Source organism: Methyloprofundus sp., assembly GCF_965251085.1.
In the GTDB taxonomy this organism is placed as follows: Bacteria; Pseudomonadota; Gammaproteobacteria; order Methylococcales; family Methylomonadaceae; genus Methyloprofundus.
Window position 1 is genome coordinate 4,119,156 of sequence record NZ_OZ252594.1, and the last position, 17,280, is coordinate 4,136,435.

A 17,280-nucleotide genomic window follows, 5' to 3' on the forward strand; every position below is an offset into this window, starting at 1 on the left:
TTATTTATTTCCAGGTGCCTAACGCTGTAAAAAATGCACTAGTGCCAGGATAATCAGTTGAAGAAAATTCAAAATCCAGAAATAGAGTACAAATAATGCCCATTTAACCTGCTTTAATTTACTTGCATCTCTATATCTAACTATCAACCAACCACCCAAAGTAGCGACACTTAACATAAACGTACCGACTATTGCGTAGTTCATGTTTAGTCCCTAATTGGCGCAGGTGCCAGCACTTCTCGTGAGCCACTACCTTCGGCGGGGCTAACTACTCCTGCCATTTCCATTGCTTCTATCATCGTTGCCGCACGGTTATAACCCACTTTAAAACGGCGCTGCACACTGGAAATTGAAGCCTTGCGGGACTCTGTAACAAAAGCGACTGCCTGGTCATATAAGTCGTCCCGTTCAGCATCTATCGCTTCCTGTCCAGCAACAAAAGAGCCATCGTTGCTCTCAGAAAATTCCTGAGTAATTTCCTGTACATAATTTGCTGGCGCGGTTTTTTTCAAAAATTCAACCACATGATGGACTTCATGATCATCGACAAATGCGCCATGCGCACGGATCGGTATATTCGTTCCTGACGGCATAAACAGCATATCGCCATTGCCCAGCAAGAACTCTGCTCCACCTTGGTCTAACACGGTACGTGAGTCGATCCGAGAGGAAACCTGGAAAGATATACGCGAAGGTACATTGGCTTTAATCAATCCAGTGAGTACATCGACTGACGGGCGTTGAGTTGCCAAAATTAAATGGATACCGGCTGCTCTTGCTTTTTGTGCCAAACGGGCAATCAACTCTTCTACTTTTTTACCAACTATCATCATCATATCGGCTAATTCATCGATAACAATAACGATATTGGGTAAAGTAGTGAGAGTAAGAATACTTTCTCCCTCTGCCAGCTCGGTCTCATAGCTGTACATGGGGTCTTTAACCGGCTCACCCTTTTTCTCAGCCTCACTCACCAGATGATTAAACCCTCCCAGATTTCTCACTCCGACTTTAGACATCAACTTATAACGTCTTTCCATTTCTGCCACAGCCCAGCGTAAAGCATTTGCCGCATCTTTCATATCGGTGACTACGGGCGTCAATAAATGCGGTATCCCTTCATAAACAGATAGTTCGAGCATTTTTGGGTCAATCATGATCATCCTAACTTCATCAGGTGTCGCTTTATACAACATGCTTAGAATCATGGTGTTAATAGCAACTGATTTTCCCGACCCTGTTGTCCCTGCAACTAATAGATGAGGCATTTTAGCCAGATCCGTTACCACAGGCGCACCTGCAATATCTTTCCCTAAAAACAAGCTAACTGGTGACTTGGATTTAATAAATTTTGAAGATTCCAGGCCTTTTCTGAAAGACACCATCTCACGTTGCTGATTAGGAATTTCCAGACCTATCACTGATTTTCCAGCAATCACTTCAACAATTCTTACGCTGGTAACCGATAAAGCACGTGCCAAGTCTTTAGCCAGACCTGAAATACGGCTTACCTTTATGCCTGCTGCCGGTTGCATTTCAAAACGGGTAATCACCGGGCCTGGTAATACGGCAGTCACTTCAACAATGACATTAAAGTCTTGCAAGGACTGCTCAACCAGTCGCGACATATCTTCCAGTTCATCGGCAGAATAACCCTGCACTTTAACTACTCTTAAATCCAGCAGTTCAGTGTCCGGCAAAGTTCCCGGTTTTACATCTTTAAATAAATCGGTTTGCACCTTTTTGGTCACGACTGGTTCGGAAATAAGTTGCGCGGGTATTATCTCTTCTTTGCTTGCAGCAAAATTAATAACTGGCGTAGTTTTGACTTTGGCCAATGGAGGCGCGGGTATTTTCGCCTGCGGAGTTTTTTCTATCTCTTCAAAGTCAGGCTCAACTGGCTCTCTACGCTCTGCTCTTTTTTTCTTTGATTCATCAAACAGCAACGCTAATTTTTTATAGCATAAAGAAATGAATAACAAGGTGTTTTTGCCCACGGCTTCCATTAATTTTAACCAGGAGATATGAGTATATAAAGTGACGCCAGAAAAAAACACCGCTATTAATAATAAGGTCGCCCCGGAATTACCAAAGGTAATAACGGCAGCCTCACCTAACTCCTGACCCAGTATGCCGCCACTATTTCTAGGTAGTTCAATGGGGCAGCGTAAGATATGTAAATAGCAAAATGTACTCGCCGAAACAATCGCTACAATCAGACCAATCCAGCGTATAGGTTGCATCAATCCGCTTGCATTACCGCTTTTTCCGCTAAAAAATAAATACCCTTGCCAAAAGATAACCAGCGGAAAGATAAACGCAATCACGCCAAAAAAACTAAATGAGAAATCCGCTAACCATGCCCCTACGACTCCACCTGAGTTGCGAATCGCCATACTAGAACCACTATGCGACCAGCCTGCATCTTCATGACTAAAAGTCAGCAGTGATAATACATAAAATATAGCGACCACAACGAAACCGAACAAAGCGATTTCGCGTAAACCTCTAACCGACCTTTCTTCCATTACAGCAGCCATCGTCACACCTAACTTCATTAAAAACAAAACTATACACCAATCATTACATAAATCACATGAAATAAAAAGCAATATTCTTTAATTTACTATTGCTGATCAATAGCAAAAAATTTATTCTTTAGCCTGATTAACTTGATACCTAAATCCTGCAAGCATTATACATAATAATCCACAAAACTCCTTATTAAACAATGATATAATATCATTTTCCTGATTTCACTATCTCATTGTTTTAATGAAGCCCTCTAAAGTATCAAAATCCTCATCTCACGTAAGAAACCGTACCCGAACGGTAAAAATGACATCTACAGCACATGGATTGACAAGCCAGGCGGGACTGATTCCCGTCGTGAAATATTTAGACAGGATAGGTTTTGAAAAAACCGTAAAACAAAGCGTTCCACATCGGCGGGGTGAAAATGCAGACCATCACTTATCTGATGTGGTTCTATTGACGTTGGTTGGCATGATGGGGGGAGCAACATCAATGGCAAAGGTGACGACCGTATGGGCAGATAGCGTACTGCGCAAAGTAGCTGGCTGGATAAAGATTCCTGTTGAAACCACAATTTTACGGATCTTTAAAGAAGTAAGTGATAGGCAGATAAGCCAGTTTGAAACGCTCACGCATACTTTGCGTGGTCAACACTGGCGGCGATTGCTTCGTTCCGGAAAATCGAAAACTGGCATACAATCCGTCCAGTGGGTCGATGTCGATTCAACTGTGGACACCGTTTGTGGTCGACAAGAAGGAAGTGCCAAAGGCTTCAACCCCAAAAAGAAAGGTGCCCGTTCATACCATCCACAACTCGCTTTTCTAGCGGAAACAAAAGAAATTTTACAAGCCTGGTTCCGGACAGGCAATGCCTTTACAAGCAATGGTGTTGTAGAATTTACCAAACAGTTACTTGCACACTTGCCCAATCGGATGCGCATTATTTTTCGCGGTGACAGTGGTTATTTTGTCGGTGATTTGCTTGAATTTCTCGATACCAGAGGGCATGGGTATCTAATAAAGGTTAAACTTAAGAATTTGAACGCATTGCTGGCCAAACAGGCCTGGACAGCCATACAAGGCCGACCCGGTTGGGAGCAGAGCGAGTTTCAATATCGTTGTGGTGGCTGGTCTCGCTCTCGTCAGTTTGTCGCGGTCAGGATAAAGCAACCTAAACAAGTGACAGGACCTCAGTCCGAGCTTTGGGATACGGCAGAATATGACTATTTTTGTTATGTAACAACTGAACCTCTATCGCCTTGGCAAACACATAAGAAGTATGGTGAACGAGCGACGTGCGAAACATGGATTGAAGAAGCAAAATCACAAATGGGTTTAGGTAAAATCAGAACGAATCAATTTCTGGCTAATGCCGCATTATTTCATTGCGCCGTTCTTGCCTACAATACCGTGCGCTGGATGGCTCAATTGAGTGGCAACAAAACGTTGTGCCAATGGGAGCCGGATACACTTCGTACTTATCTGATTCGGGTGGCTGGAAAATTACTCACAGGCAATAATCAGCTGAGAGTCAGAACACCTGCAGGTCCGCTCTATCCACAGGAATGGGATGATTGGGTTAAGGTGGGGTTACTCGCTTAACATTAACCGAAGTTAAGTCACTTTGATTAAAAGGTCATGGCACGTTGGCAGGGTGTTTATTGCCTTGGGCTCGGGGGATATCCATACGATACAAAAAATTTCCTCTATTTATGATTTAAATCTGGATATTTTGATCGGTTGGACAAAGAGGGCTGGCAAAGCGGCAGTAAAAACCTAATAACCACTTAGCTAGACAGGTTAATGAGAGTCAAAATATGGGCTTGCAGGATTTAGGTGATATCAGATTAAGGTCTTCATTTTGCAATTGTGGTAATATCCTCTTTCTTAAAAATTATAATAATCTGGAGGATGGTATGTCCAAAATTCGTTCTATTGTTTCCGCAATAGCGCTTGCTAGTTCTGTTTCAGTTGCTTCTGCCTGGGAAGCTCTACCAACTAAAGCACCGGCACCTGCTAATAACCCAACGACTGCTGAAAAAGTTGAATTAGGTCGTATTCTGTTTCATGATCCTAGACTTTCTTCTACTGGTACTGTCTCTTGTGCCTCATGTCATAACACCATGTTAGGTGGTGAAGATAACCGCCCTAATTCTATGGGTGTGAATGGACAAACAGGGGGCCGTAGTGCTCCAACTGTATGGAATTCTGCGTTTAATGAGGTGCAATTCTGGGATGGCCGTGCAGCCAGCCTTGAAGATCAAGCTGCTGGCCCTGTTACCAACCCAATAGAAATGGGTATGAAAAACTGGGATGATGTAGTTGATCGTTTGAAATCCATAGACGGCTATCAAGCTTATTTCGAAAAGGCGTTTGGTAAGAATTCTATTTCTAAAGATAATGCAACTAAAGCCATTGCCGCTTATGAAAGGACTTTAATTACGCCAAACAGCCCTTATGACAAATATGCCAAGGGCAATAAAAAAGCCTTAACAGAGCAGCAAGTACGTGGGCTAAACAAAGTCGTTGAACTAGGTTGTGTAAACTGCCATAGCGGCCCAGCCTTTAACGGCCCAGGCACATTCCAAAAATTCCCGCTGATTGATAATGCTTATTTAGAAAAGCAGTACAAATTAAGCGAAGATAAGGGTCTTTACGAAGTCACCGGTAAAAGTGGCGATGAGAACTTTTTTAAAGTACCCACACTACGTAATATTGCTTTAACAGCGCCCTATTTTCATAATGGTTCGGTTAAAACATTAGACAAGGCTGTCAAAGTCATGGCTAACGTGCAATTAGGTCAAAAACTAACGGCTGCCGAAGTAGATGATATTGTCGCTTTCCTAAACGCGTTAACAGGCGAATTCCCTAAGCAGGAAATGCCTACTCTACCAGGTACACTAGGTAGATCATTTAATTAAGCTTATCCTGAAAAACCGACTGCCAGTCCTTCGGGGCTGGCAATCGCCCTTCCCCTCACCGTCAACGCCTGTTTAGTTACCAAGCGCAATTCGGGACCTAAGCTTATTTTCCCCTATTTTTCCTTCACTGTTTAACCTAGAAAAATCAGTTGGGCGCGGAATTATAATGCAAGATATTGAATTAATATAACACTTTCAAAAAATCTTAGATTCACCCGTAGGTTAATCGGGGATTTTTTGGAAGTGCTGTGGAATCAATAGCTTGTGCTAGAAACCGTGAGCAACTGATTTTTCTAGGTTTAAGCACCGGGCTTGCCCAACAAACGACTCAGATTGTAGCCCGCTTTGCAATCAGTCAGAATCTAATCGTGTATCATAACTTCGAGATTAAATGTTTACATAAAAGCTTCCATATCCCTTATGAAAGTTTATTAGCAGAAGTTCATAAAGTCGTTAACACAAAACATAACCAAAAAATCCACTTGACCACTTAAAGTGGTTTAGTCGTTCGACGACATACCCTCAGCTGTACTAATCCGAGTTATCCAATACACTGTACGGGGAATAATTGTTACCTCCCCTGGAATAGCTTTTTGAACTTGCCGAGTCATTTGATTTTTGCGAAAAATTTGAGGATCAGGTTTTTCTATACAACAGCATTTATTTTCTGAATATATTGTAATGTGTCCTATACAACAGAAAGAGGTCTTTCCATAATACATTTGTATATGCTAAACCTATCCTCTATGGCAGAAGCTGTCAGCTGTGTACGATATTAGGGGCTTGCCAGTACCCGCTATTGGTAGGAGCAGATCTAGATGTAGATGTGATTACAGGCTTATGCCAGTGCGCGAGATTGCAATTTTTCTATAAACCATTTTGCTGCCTTGCCTTTTTCTTGGCGCCGCCAGGCTAGGTAGTGCGTGCCGCTGGTTTCAACATCTGCTACTTGAAGCGCTATCATCTCAGCGGATTCAAGTTCATTTTGTATGACGTTTCGTGGCAGGAAGCCCACGCCTAAGCCTGTTTTTTGTGCGGCAATTTTATCTTGCAGTGATGGCACGCTAAGTACTGGGTGTTTGCTAAATAAACGATGTGAAAGTTTGGCATTGTTGAGCGAGCTATCTCGAACAACAACGGCGCGATGACATTCAATATCCTCCTTAGTGATGAAGCTTGTGCTTGCAGCCAATGGGTGAGATGAATGTACGGCAAATACCCAATCACTTTGGCAGTACGGCGTATAGCAAAATCCACTGAGTTCGTCAGGCTTTTCTGGCATGCCGATAGCGATATTCACGCGGTTCTCTTTTAAGGCTTCCCAACCACCTGCCAATACCTCTTGATATAAGTTGATTTCGATATCGGGCTTTATCTCAAAAAACTCCTTCACTAAAGGGTAGATATGTTCTGTGCCTAGTACTGAATCGACAGCGATATTTAACGAAGATTCCCAGCCGCTATTAACTTGGCGAGCGGTCTCGGTCAAACGTTCTGCCGCTTCGAGAATTTCCCGGCCTTGTTTAAGCAATACCTTCCCAGCCTCGGTTAATACCGAACGGCGGCCTTGCTTGGTGAATAAAGCCACGCCCAAGTCTTGCTCAAGCTTCTGTACGGTGTAGGTGATTGCAGACGGTACTTTGTAAAGAATATTCGCGGCCGCGGCAAAGCTGCCTTTTCGGTCTATTGCGTCCAGCACTTCTAAACCTTCTAAGGTGATGGCTTGTTTCAACATGACTTATATAGTTCAAATAATTTGAACTAATATATCATTATATTTTGATTTTAATAAATATAATAATAATTATAATGGCTTTAAATTAACAATTAATATGAATATAAAGGTCAATTATGGGCTTACTAGTAGAAGGTAAATGGCATACCGATTGGTATGACACTAAATCAACCGATGGCAAATTTGTCAGAAAAGACGCCGCCTTCCGCAATTGGATAACAGTAGATGGCAGCGCTGGCCCGACGGGTCATGATGGATTCAAGGCCGAAGCTGCCCGCTATCACTTGTATGTCTCATTGGCGTGCCCGTGGGCGCACCGCACTTTGATTTTTAGAGCCTTAAAAGGGCTTGAAGACATGATTTCTGTTTCAGTCGTGAACGCATTTATGGGCGATGAAGGCTGGACCTTTGAGCCAGGTGAGGGCGTTATTGCCGATAATGTGAACCACAAAGCCAGAGTGCATGAAATTTATACTGCGGCCATGGCCGATTATACGGGACGCGTTACCGTGCCTATTTTGTGGGATAAGCAGCAAAACACCATTGTTGGACGAAGCCGCTATCGCGGAGAAAAACAGCGCATCCCTTAAATTTAAAGTGTAACCTCATTGCCTGTTATATGCATAACAGGTAACTTGTAAGCTCATCCAACTAACAATAATGAGGTTACACTGTTATGACACCATCGATAGAGCTTAAATTCAACCATTATTATATCCAGCACTGTAAGCATTTAAAGCTTAAGGGACTGCAACCCAAAACCATTGACGCTTATTCACGCGCTATTCGCCGTATCGGGGAACACTTTCAGGGGCATCTGGATAACTTAACGCAAGATCAACTGGTGGATTATTTTCATGCTCTTTTAAGCCGCCTTTCCTGGAGTGCCGTGAAACTAGATCTCTATGGTCTCAAGTTTTTCTATACACATGTGCTACAAAAGCCGTGGGTTGATGTGCTAATGATTAAACCACCACGATGTACGCGTATACCCGATATTGTCACTGTGGTTGAAGCACAACAACTGTTTATGTCGACCCGTAATCTAAGCTATCGAGTTTTTTATTTTACGATTTACAGTCTAGGTTTACGTTTGGGCGAGGGCTTAAGCCTGAAAGTAGGTGATATTGATGCGACACGCATGCGGGTACATATTCGCAATGCCAAAGGCAATAAGGATCGGCTTGTGCCTTTGCCTGTGAATACCTTGAAGGTGTTGCGTAAGTTTTGGGCTGTGCATAAAAATCCAGTGCTGGTATTTCCCAACCGTGCCCGGGGTCTAAAAGGTGCACATCTTGCTGAATCCCCCCTTGATCGCGGTGGCATCCAGAAGACAATCCGTCTTGTGACGCAAGAAATGGGACTAAAAAAAAGATTTCCTGCCACTCGCTGCGCCACAGTTACGCCACTCACCTGTTAGAAGCCGGGGTTGATTTAGTTGAGTTGCAGAAGATTCTGGGCCATACCAGTTTAGTAACCACGGCTCGCTATACGCATTTGACCGATATTACCGATGAGAATGCAGAGCTGCACATTAATCAGTTAGTCAATGACTTTTCTATTCACTGGGGGCAGATTTCATGATAACCCTAGCTGCAGTGATTGATCAATTTCAGTCTGACTTTTTAAGCGAGTATCAATCTCGTTTACGCTCCAATCAGATCAGTGCATTACATGCCATGAAGAGCTGTCGGACACAGCTGAGTCCTGTGATGCAGGTTAACTGTGCAGACTGTGACTATCAAACCTTTGTGCCTCATTCCTGTGGCCAGCGTAACTGCCCGCATTGTCAACATCATGAGAGTCAACAATGGATTGAACGACAGGTACAAAAACAAGTCCCTGCTGATTATTTTATGAATACCTTTACCTTACCTGCGCAGTTAAGGTCGTTAGCCAGGCAGCATCCGCGGTTACTTTACAGTATGATGTTTGACTGTGCCTGGGCGACTTTACAGAGTTTTAGTAAAAATGATAAGCAGTTGCAAGGCGATGCCGGGGCGATTGCTGTCTTACATACACACTCACGCGAATTAAATTATCATCCGCATATTCATGTCATTATGCCTGCGGCAATCGTGGATAAAATCAAGAAGCTCTGGCGCACTAAGGAAGGCAAATACCTGTTTCATCATAAAGCACTAGCAAAAGTATTTCGTGCAAAGATGCTAGCGCGTATGAACGAAGAAAAGTTGCCATTTCCCACAGCTATTCCGGAAAAATGGGTGGTCGATTGTAAGTTTGTCGGTGCAGGCGATAAAGCATTGATATATCTGGGTCGATACCTGTATCGTGGTGTGATTCGTGAACAGGATATCTTATCCTGCCAAAATGGCAAAGTAACCTACCGTTATCAAGACAGCAAAACCAAACGCTATCAAACCAAAACGGTATCGGGGGCTAAATTTCTGTGGCTGGTGCTGCAACATGTTTTGCCTAAAGGCTTTCGTCGTGCGCGCAATTATGGCTTTTTACATCCGAATAGCAAGGGTGTTATTAAGTTGATTCACTCCCTGCTAAAGTTTGACCCGACGAAGATATTGCGTGCACTCAAAGTACGGCCGGCATTCAGTTGCAAATGTTGTGGCGGGGCGATGGTTGTTGGGCGTCGGCAAATACCCAGGGTGGAAATAATGTTTCAGCCTTTGCCAACTTAACAATTGGAATCACTAGCGCTTATGTAAATTTAAACACTTCGACCCAGGCTATCAGCGGATTAAATGCTGAGGGAGTTGCTTGGGCTAAAATCGGAGATTAAGGCAGAATTTTGCTCCGATACTTGGACTTTGAGAGTTGACTGCAATGGACAACGCTCAAAGTTCAGTTAAACAGGTAAAAACAGAGGTTCGATTCATCAGTCGGGCTGATCAACAAAAAGCTATTTTCATAGAGCGCATTAAATGAATTCCTACTATCGTGCCGGGCTTGTCCAACAAACGGTTCAGATTGTGGCTCGCTTCGCGATCACAATCTAACCTTATTCGTTAGTAATGAGTCAGCTGAGATTATTCGGATGCTTAACACGGCCTTTGATGACTTGGGTGCGACAGTGGGTGATTATTATCCGCTTGAACTGCGCGATGAAATTGATGCCATAAATAAGGTGATTTATCACGGAATCAATAACGGCGTTTACAAGGCAGGCTTTGCAACAACACAAGGTGCCTACGATGAAGCTGTGGCAGAAGTCTTTACAGTGTTAGATCAACTTGAAGAACGCTTAAGTTCACAGCGATATTTGCTTGGCTCTGTACTAAGCGAAGCCGATTGGAGGCTATTTACCACACTGGTTCGGTTTGACCCTGTTTATGTTGGCCACTTCAAATGCAACAAAAGGCGCATTCAAGATTACCCGGCGTTATCTCATTACCTACGCGATTTATACCAACGGCCTGGTATTAGTGAAACGGTGGATATTGATTACATTAAAGCCCATTACTACGGCTCGCATGAAAGTATTAATCCGACTCGAATAATTCCTATTGGGCCGGCATTGAACCTCGATGCACCGCACGATCGAGATCGCTTTAGCAATACAGTTGTGAGTAATTAGACATGGGCAAGCTTATTCAAGGGCAGTGGATCACTGACGATAAATTAAAAGCGGCAGAAGCGGCCGCGTATAAACGCGCTGATGGGAAATTTGAGCGCGGTACAGCCGGATTTAGAAACTGGGTAACGGCAGACGGTTCAGCTGGATCCAGTGGCGTTTCGGGTTTTAAAGCCGAAGCGGGACGCTATCACTTGTTTGCGGCCTTAAATTGCCCGTGGGCGCACCGTACTTTAATTTATCGAAAAGTTAAAAAGTTGGACGGGATTATCTCGTTATCGTTGGCGGCGCCAGCGCGCACTGATCAAGGCTGGGCTTTTAATTTGCCCTCTGAATCAGGCGACTCCCGTTTTGGTGAGAACTTATACGGCTTGTCGGCAGTGCATGAACTCTATACCCGAGCTGATGCTAACTATAGTGGCCGAGTAACGGTGCCCGTGTTATGGGACAAGCACACGCAGACCATTGTTAGTAATGAGTCTTCAGAGATTATTCGCATGTTCAATACGGCGTTTAACGGGTTAACGGGTGACCGCCAAGACTTTTATCCAACGCATCTAGAGCAAGAAATAGACAGCTTAAACGATCTCATTTTTAACAATGTTAATAATGGCGTTTATAAATCGGGATTTGCTCGTACGCAAGAAGCTTATACCGAGGCCGTCACAGCGGTGTTCAAAACGCTAGACCAGCTTGAAGAGCGCTTAAGTCGCTCTCGCTATTTGCTGGGTGACACCATAACCGAAGCTGACTGGCGATTGCTGCCGACCTTAGCGCGTTTTGATGTGGGTTATTACAGCGCGTTTAAGTGCAACCTACGTGCAATTCGAGATTATCAGCATCTTTCGGCGTATTTCAAAAGCTTATACGAATATGAAGGCGTTGCAGAAACGGTAGATTTTGATATTTACCGAGCAGGTTACCATTCGCACAGCCCGTTGCGTAACCCCTATGCCATTGTACCCGTTGGCTTTGATTCTAATTTAGTGTCTATTTAAGATTTGTGAGAACGAAAAAATGACCATCACCACACAACACGAAACCTTTTGTAATAACCCCAATATTTCGGCATTGGTAAATGCGCAATTGGAAGATGACAGCCGTTATCACCCAAATTTAGGAGGCGTGACACGCGGCGGTATGGCTAATCATTATCCTATGACGGTAACGGCCATGCAGGCCATGGGGGCGAGCGATGAGCAAGTAGTTCGCTTTATTAAGAGTTGGCCGCGTCAGCGTGCTTTGATCGATGATCACCTGCATCTAGAAGATAATCATGAGCTTAATGATGGCAACTGGGTAAATTATTTAGGTCAAGCGAATAAGCTGCGGGAGTTTCGTAGAGTTTTTCTCAGCCAATTGGCCGAACAGAGCCAACAGCAGGTTATCTCTAGCGCGTTAACTCGAATGCAGTTTGGCTTGCCGATGGGCTTATTTCATCCTTTAATCCGATTAAGCTTTGCGCAAATGCACGGTGATAATGGCCTGATTGCTGACGCATTAGCGTATATGGCAATCCGCTATTTCAATTTGTATCCAGGCTATCAAGCTACTCACCAAGACAGCAACGCAATAGACATGACTGCCCGTGAAGTATGGCGTTCAATCAGCCAACAATTTGCGTCGCAAGGTGTCTCTACTATGTTGCCTAACTTTCCTGCGGGTGGTTCGTTAAGTATCTGTGAAAGGTTGTGCGGAGACAGTAAGGTACACAGATTGGTCACGGCTGACGGTTTTAGTGTTATTGCAGACAACTTAAATAAGCGCGTTATTCAACTTTGCCAATCTGCTGTTCAGCTGTATTTATATGAGCCATCGTTGACCACTTTGCACGCCGTTACGGCCTGTCAAGCATTGGCGGATTTAACGCGGAGCACACACGACACGGGACTTGAATCCAAGGTGGCAGCAGACTTATGGCAACTGATGTGGGTTTGGTTAACGGCTTTATATATCGAAAAAGGCTTTCCCACAGAATTAACTGAAGTGAACGATGTATCAGAAGAGCTGTTAAGCGCGCCGAGCTGGCAGCAGTTATTCGATAGGGCGCTTGATACGCAAGAGGTTCACGTGATGAAAATGGCGTTTAGTTGCAAATGGCTATATGACGAGATTGATGCTAACCCCCTTTACCGCTTAGCGGTAGCGAAAATGTTGGGCATAGCCTAGTAGGCTAGCGTGGCCTAAATTAAGTTGCAAACACCTCAATTTAAAAATACAGATCGAATTAACTCATTATTTAACTAAACAGGACTTACGATGAAAAACCCAATAATTTTAATCGCGCTTAACGTATTAACAGCTTATACTGACATCTTTATGGCGAGAAACACAAAGCCTTTAGCAATACTTCTAATAGGATTAATACCGTTTGTTGCAGTTAATGCCGCGAATCAAGATTTGATTCATGTGCGCCTTAAAGACCGCCTAGATCGTCCGGACGATGGTTATTGTTTTGATATTTTGGGCACGGGCGAGACCTTACGCGTGGACTTACCTTTGTTTGTTCATAACTGCAAGCCTTTTGCCACGCCTGATAGCGCTATTATTTTCACCACTAAACACCAGCTAGTGTTCCCTGCGGCAGATGTTTGTGTGACAGCCTTTGGTGTCAATAATACCGTGTTGCCTGGAACGTCTGTTTTACTCAGGCCCTGCGACGAACGTAGCGCCTTTTATCAGGCAGCTGATTTGCAAAAATTTGATCACGAGGCAAACGGGCAATTAAAATTGCACGGTTTCGATCTTTGCTTGGCCGTAGGTGACGAATCTTCCAGCACTTATTCGCCCCACGACCGTTGGCGCGTGCTTTCGCTAGAAACCTGTTCATCTGCCATCCCAAGCCACTCGGTATGGGAAATGGTACCGCTATAGCGCGAAGACAGGGAGATAAATAACCAAAATACAACGATAAATCGTAATAACTGGAGCTAGGAAAATCAAGTGATGAAATGAAAATATGGAAATAAAAGGAAAAAGCGAGGGTCATGTTAAAATCAAAAAAAGAAACCAAAAGGGTCAGACTCGATTGAATACTTTGGTTCTTCTTTGATCCTTTTGGTTCTGTATTAAGAATAAACTTATACGCCTTTAGTGCATAAAACTCCACACTTAACGGTGACATAGCCTAAATCAAAGGCCTGCCCTAATGTTCTTCAATCATCTTTTAACAAAAACGGCGAACAGTTACAACGTAAATATCCAAATCCTATCTAATCCATAACTATAGGAACAATCACCATGAACAGCATAAAGTTAACGAAGAACAGACAACAAAAGTTATATCCTTCGTCTTCTTCATGTACTTCGTGGTTTAATATAAAAGCTATTTTTGTAATATTAAATTTTTTATAAAGAGGTACGTAAGATGCTTGTAACAAATGAAATTATGGGAAGTATAAATATCAAATGGCGTTGGTTGCTCGGAGTGGGTATTCTATTTGTTTTTCTCGGCTTTATAGGTCTCGGAGCCACCTTTGCGTTAACGATAGCATCAGTCGTGATGTTTGGTATCTTGTTACTGATAGGGGGTGGTTATCAATTTGCTGACGCGTTTCGTTATTCAGGGTGGAAAAGTCGAACTAGCCATATCCTGATAGCTATACTCTACGTGATTACGGGCGTTATCGTTGTCAATGATCCCATGGGTATTTCTTCAATCTTTACCATGATGATAGCGGGAGCATTAATCGCGATTGGTCTAGTGCGGATTTTTATGGCTTTTCAAATGAGACAAACCAAGGGATGGATATGGTTATTACTCGGAGGTATCGTGGCAATCGTTTTAGGTATTATGATTGTGGCTGAATGGCCGTTATCCGGATTGTGGATTATTGGTATGTTTATCGCTATAGAAATGATTTTTGCGGGGTGGAGTATGGTTATGATGGCTCTAGCTGGCAGAGAGTTAGAAAAAACAACAGCAGCGTAGTCAGGACTAATATTGAGATGCTCAGTAGCGAGGATTTAATAATATACCAACCTTGACTTGTCTTTTTGTCCGTCTTCTGCGTTGTAGAAACAGTTGCGTAGCCTGCTATGCGTCTGCTTCTATGCCTTGAAGACGAACAATAATCCTGCGCCAATATTTCGCATATTATTAAATCCTTGCTCCTAAGGGATATGGAAAATAATCATCATCCAGAGTAAATGGAATAAATACCGTCCCAGCCTCTCCTACTCTACCAGTCAGTTAAAGGGAGAGGATGTGCTGAGGAACAAAGCGCATTCTATGTTAATCCTCTTACAAAAAATAGGAAAAATAGAAAAAAAACAAAAAAACAGGGCCAGGTCCCGAATTGAGAATTATAGCGATGTTTACGTGCAAAATTTATGACCTGGAAGCCTTAACTAGAATTGAAGTTGATTATAACTAGCTTTGTCATAGTTATCAAAATAGTGGACAAACTGAGGTTCCCCTCTTTTCTTGTGCTGAAGCGAGCTTTTACTCCTGAATATCAACCCGCTTAATCATAATAATACTACGCTCAGTCTGCATATAATCCGCAGCAGTAAATGTTTGTAATTCAGATTGTAAACTTTGAATTATGAGTTCTGTGGATTGCTTGGAACACTGCTTAACAATGCGCTCAATAGATTGTTTTGCAAACTGCTCACGTTGCTCATTCTGGGCACCGGTCACGCCATCAGAGCAAATCACAATAATATCACCCGGTTCCAGACCTATGCTCTGGGCATGCAGTCCTGATAAATTCTTTTGTACAGCCAGAGCCTGTTGATATCCGGCGTACTGACTTAGCTTTTCTGCCGAATAATGAAACACAGTATTTTGTCCAAGATTCAAGCAGCTAAATGTGGCATTAGAGCTGTCAAGAAATGCCAGACTAAGCTGTACAGGCCCATTTAGCAGCATATCTGCCAGCAGATAATCATTCATTTGCCCGGCAATAAAAGTTAATGACTTGCCCTGTTTGATAAGCACACGAAAAATAGCGCGTAATTGACCATTTTTTATCGCGGCATCTATGCCGCTATCCGCATCATCCAGTAATATCAGTGCCAGACTACCCTCTTTATCTGTAAAACTTCCCTGTAAATCAGTCCTCTGACTAAACCGCATAAAGTCAAATACTTCCCCGCAACTATCTCCTCCCGCATTACTCCAGGATGCTATTTGATAACCCTTTAGCTCAATATCCGCATTATCATTGGGTAATGCATGTTGTCTGATCGCATCCGCAATACGTACATTTTCTTTAATGGAAAAATGTGAATCTAATACCAGACACATTTCATCCAATGTATACGATAATTGAGATATTTCTTCGATATTGTCCAGCTGTTCTACACTGGGCTGAAAGTTCAGCCGCTCTATACGCTGACAGCGCTTCATCAAGCCATCCATCGAGCGGGAAAACTTACCCGAAACTAATACTATAGCGACAATGATCAAGAAAATTAAACCACAGAAAAACCACACTGAAAGCCAGAACTGTTCATAGACTGATTGATAGATCTGCGACTCCTTAACGCGTATAGAAAAACTCCAGCCTACCGATTTGATCGGTGCAAAAAAATTCCAGTAATGATCCTCATTACCCAGATATTGTATATTGATAACACCGGCTTCTCCAGCCAACATGGTGTCAACATAATGATTTAATTGCGTCTGAATACCAAGCAGTTCTTCCTCTTGAGCATTACCTCCAATTAATAAAGCTGACTTTAATTTTTCGTCTATCACAGCATAAATAGATTTTCCGATTGCCTCTTTATCCCAGTATAAAATAATTTTCCCTGTCGTTGATAAGACTGTTATTTCCTGCCCTTTAACACCGGGGATTTGAATTTGCTTGCTAATTTTATCTAATGCAATATCAGCGGTAGCAACGCCCCATAACTGACCATTTTTATAAAAAGGCACCGCATAAGTACTCATTAGCATATTGCCAGCACCTTCATCAAAATAAGGCTCTGACCAGTTAGCTTTACCTGTGGCCACCGTTCGCTCCCACCATGCCCAGCCAGTGGTATAGTCATATCCCGTTTTAGCTATATCTAGTTGCACCAACTCATCTCCCTGCTGATAAACGTAGGGAGCAAACAGATGCCGATCCGGTGAATATTGATCAGGCATAAATGCAATAGCGGCACCATAGATGATGGGATTATTTTCCACCTGCAATTCCAGCAATTTATAGATATTTTCATCTTTTAAGCTATCAGTTTCTTCCACCAGGCTGGCATTAATTTTCGCTGCACCTTCTATGGGTTTTAAAAAGCCATCAAATATCCCGGCATATGAAATGGCCAGGTCGGTCATATGCTCTTCAATACTTTGCAAAGCTTGCTGCTTGACCATAATCAGATTATTGATAGCGAACGCTGCGGACAAAGTAATGATGGGTACTAAGGTATAAATTAAAATGGCTTTACGAAATGAGAGTTTCATCAAATTCTCCGGGTGGTATATCAAAGTAGGGTTGTCCAACAGCTATTATTAATAGCTCTATCGCTAAGGGGTGCCCTAAGGAACGCGCACGAAATAACTTAAGCAACTGGCTTGTCTTTTTATCCAT

At 43.0% G+C, this 17,280-nt stretch carries 13 protein-coding genes and 1 pseudogene; 10 read left to right on the forward strand and 4 right to left on the reverse strand.

What is annotated here, in order from left to right:
- Positions 1 to 18: 18 nt before the first annotated feature.
- On the reverse strand, positions 19 to 204 hold the full coding sequence (locus ACQY3F_RS19380; RefSeq protein WP_428356685.1) for a hypothetical protein: 186 nt from the start codon (positions 202 to 204) through the stop codon (positions 19 to 21).
- A gap of 2 nt (positions 205 to 206) precedes the next feature.
- Positions 207 to 2,540 carry a DNA translocase FtsK gene (locus ACQY3F_RS19385; RefSeq protein ID WP_428356687.1) on the reverse strand — a complete coding sequence of 778 codons (2,334 nt, stop codon included), beginning with the start codon at positions 2,538 to 2,540 and terminating at the stop codon, positions 207 to 209.
- A 235-nt stretch (positions 2,541 to 2,775) separates the two neighbouring features.
- Here ACQY3F_RS19385 and ACQY3F_RS19390 point away from each other — a divergent pair, with 235 nt between their 5' ends.
- Together ACQY3F_RS19390 and ACQY3F_RS19395 are read left to right on the forward strand one after the other, a co-directional pair.
- Positions 2,776 to 4,137 (forward strand): IS1380 family transposase, encoded by a 1,362-nt coding sequence (locus ACQY3F_RS19390; RefSeq protein WP_428352976.1) that lies wholly within the window; start codon positions 2,776 to 2,778, stop codon positions 4,135 to 4,137.
- Between the two features lie 314 nt (positions 4,138 to 4,451).
- Positions 4,452 to 5,456 carry a cytochrome-c peroxidase gene (locus tag ACQY3F_RS19395; RefSeq protein WP_428357745.1) on the forward strand — a complete coding sequence of 335 codons (1,005 nt, stop codon included), beginning with the start codon at positions 4,452 to 4,454 and terminating at the stop codon, positions 5,454 to 5,456.
- Positions 5,457 to 6,294: 838 nt separating this feature from the next.
- On the opposite strand, the gene ACQY3F_RS19400 is transcribed toward ACQY3F_RS19395, so the two are convergent.
- Entirely contained in the window at positions 6,295 to 7,191 is an 897-nt protein-coding gene (locus tag ACQY3F_RS19400) for a LysR family transcriptional regulator (RefSeq protein ID WP_428356688.1), read from the reverse strand.
- A 116-nt stretch (positions 7,192 to 7,307) separates the two neighbouring features.
- On the opposite strand from ACQY3F_RS19400, the gene ACQY3F_RS19405 reads away from it, so the two are divergent.
- From ACQY3F_RS19405 to ACQY3F_RS19440, 8 genes and pseudogenes are all read left to right on the forward strand, one after another.
- Positions 7,308 to 7,781: a hypothetical protein gene (locus tag ACQY3F_RS19405; protein ID WP_428356690.1), complete on the forward strand. Its 474-nt coding sequence runs from the start codon at positions 7,308 to 7,310 to the stop codon at positions 7,779 to 7,781.
- A gap of 86 nt (positions 7,782 to 7,867) precedes the next feature.
- Positions 7,868 to 8,775: pseudogene (locus ACQY3F_RS19410) on the forward strand (tyrosine-type recombinase/integrase).
- Positions 8,772 to 9,848, forward strand: a complete 1,077-nt coding sequence (locus ACQY3F_RS19415) for an IS91 family transposase (RefSeq protein ID WP_428352924.1) — start codon at positions 8,772 to 8,774, stop codon at positions 9,846 to 9,848. Before ACQY3F_RS19410 ends, ACQY3F_RS19415 begins: the two are co-directional and overlap by 4 nt.
- A 356-nt stretch (positions 9,849 to 10,204) precedes the next feature.
- Positions 10,205 to 10,744 (forward strand): glutathione S-transferase C-terminal domain-containing protein, encoded by a 540-nt coding sequence (locus tag ACQY3F_RS19420; protein WP_428356691.1) that lies wholly within the window; start codon positions 10,205 to 10,207, stop codon positions 10,742 to 10,744.
- A gap of 2 nt (positions 10,745 to 10,746) precedes the next feature.
- Positions 10,747 to 11,739 carry a glutathione S-transferase family protein gene (locus ACQY3F_RS19425; protein ID WP_428356693.1) on the forward strand — a complete coding sequence of 331 codons (993 nt, stop codon included), beginning with the start codon at positions 10,747 to 10,749 and terminating at the stop codon, positions 11,737 to 11,739.
- Between the two features lie 19 nt (positions 11,740 to 11,758).
- The gene (locus ACQY3F_RS19430; RefSeq protein ID WP_428356695.1) at positions 11,759 to 12,910 is read left to right on the forward strand and encodes a questin oxidase family protein; all 1,152 of its coding nucleotides are present in this window, start codon (positions 11,759 to 11,761) and stop codon (positions 12,908 to 12,910) included.
- A 90-nt stretch (positions 12,911 to 13,000) separates the two neighbouring features.
- Entirely contained in the window at positions 13,001 to 13,615 is a 615-nt protein-coding gene (locus tag ACQY3F_RS19435) for a hypothetical protein (RefSeq protein WP_428356696.1), read from the forward strand.
- Positions 13,616 to 14,108: 493 nt separating this feature from the next.
- Positions 14,109 to 14,672: an HdeD family acid-resistance protein gene (locus ACQY3F_RS19440; protein WP_428356697.1), complete on the forward strand. Its 564-nt coding sequence runs from the start codon at positions 14,109 to 14,111 to the stop codon at positions 14,670 to 14,672.
- 513 nt (positions 14,673 to 15,185) lie between these two features.
- Here the strand turns inward: ACQY3F_RS19440 and ACQY3F_RS19445 are convergent.
- A complete protein-coding gene (locus ACQY3F_RS19445) occupies positions 15,186 to 17,153 on the reverse strand; it encodes a SpoIIE family protein phosphatase (RefSeq protein WP_428356698.1) in 1,968 nt (655 codons plus the stop codon).
- Between the last annotated feature and the right edge of the window lie 127 nt (positions 17,154 to 17,280).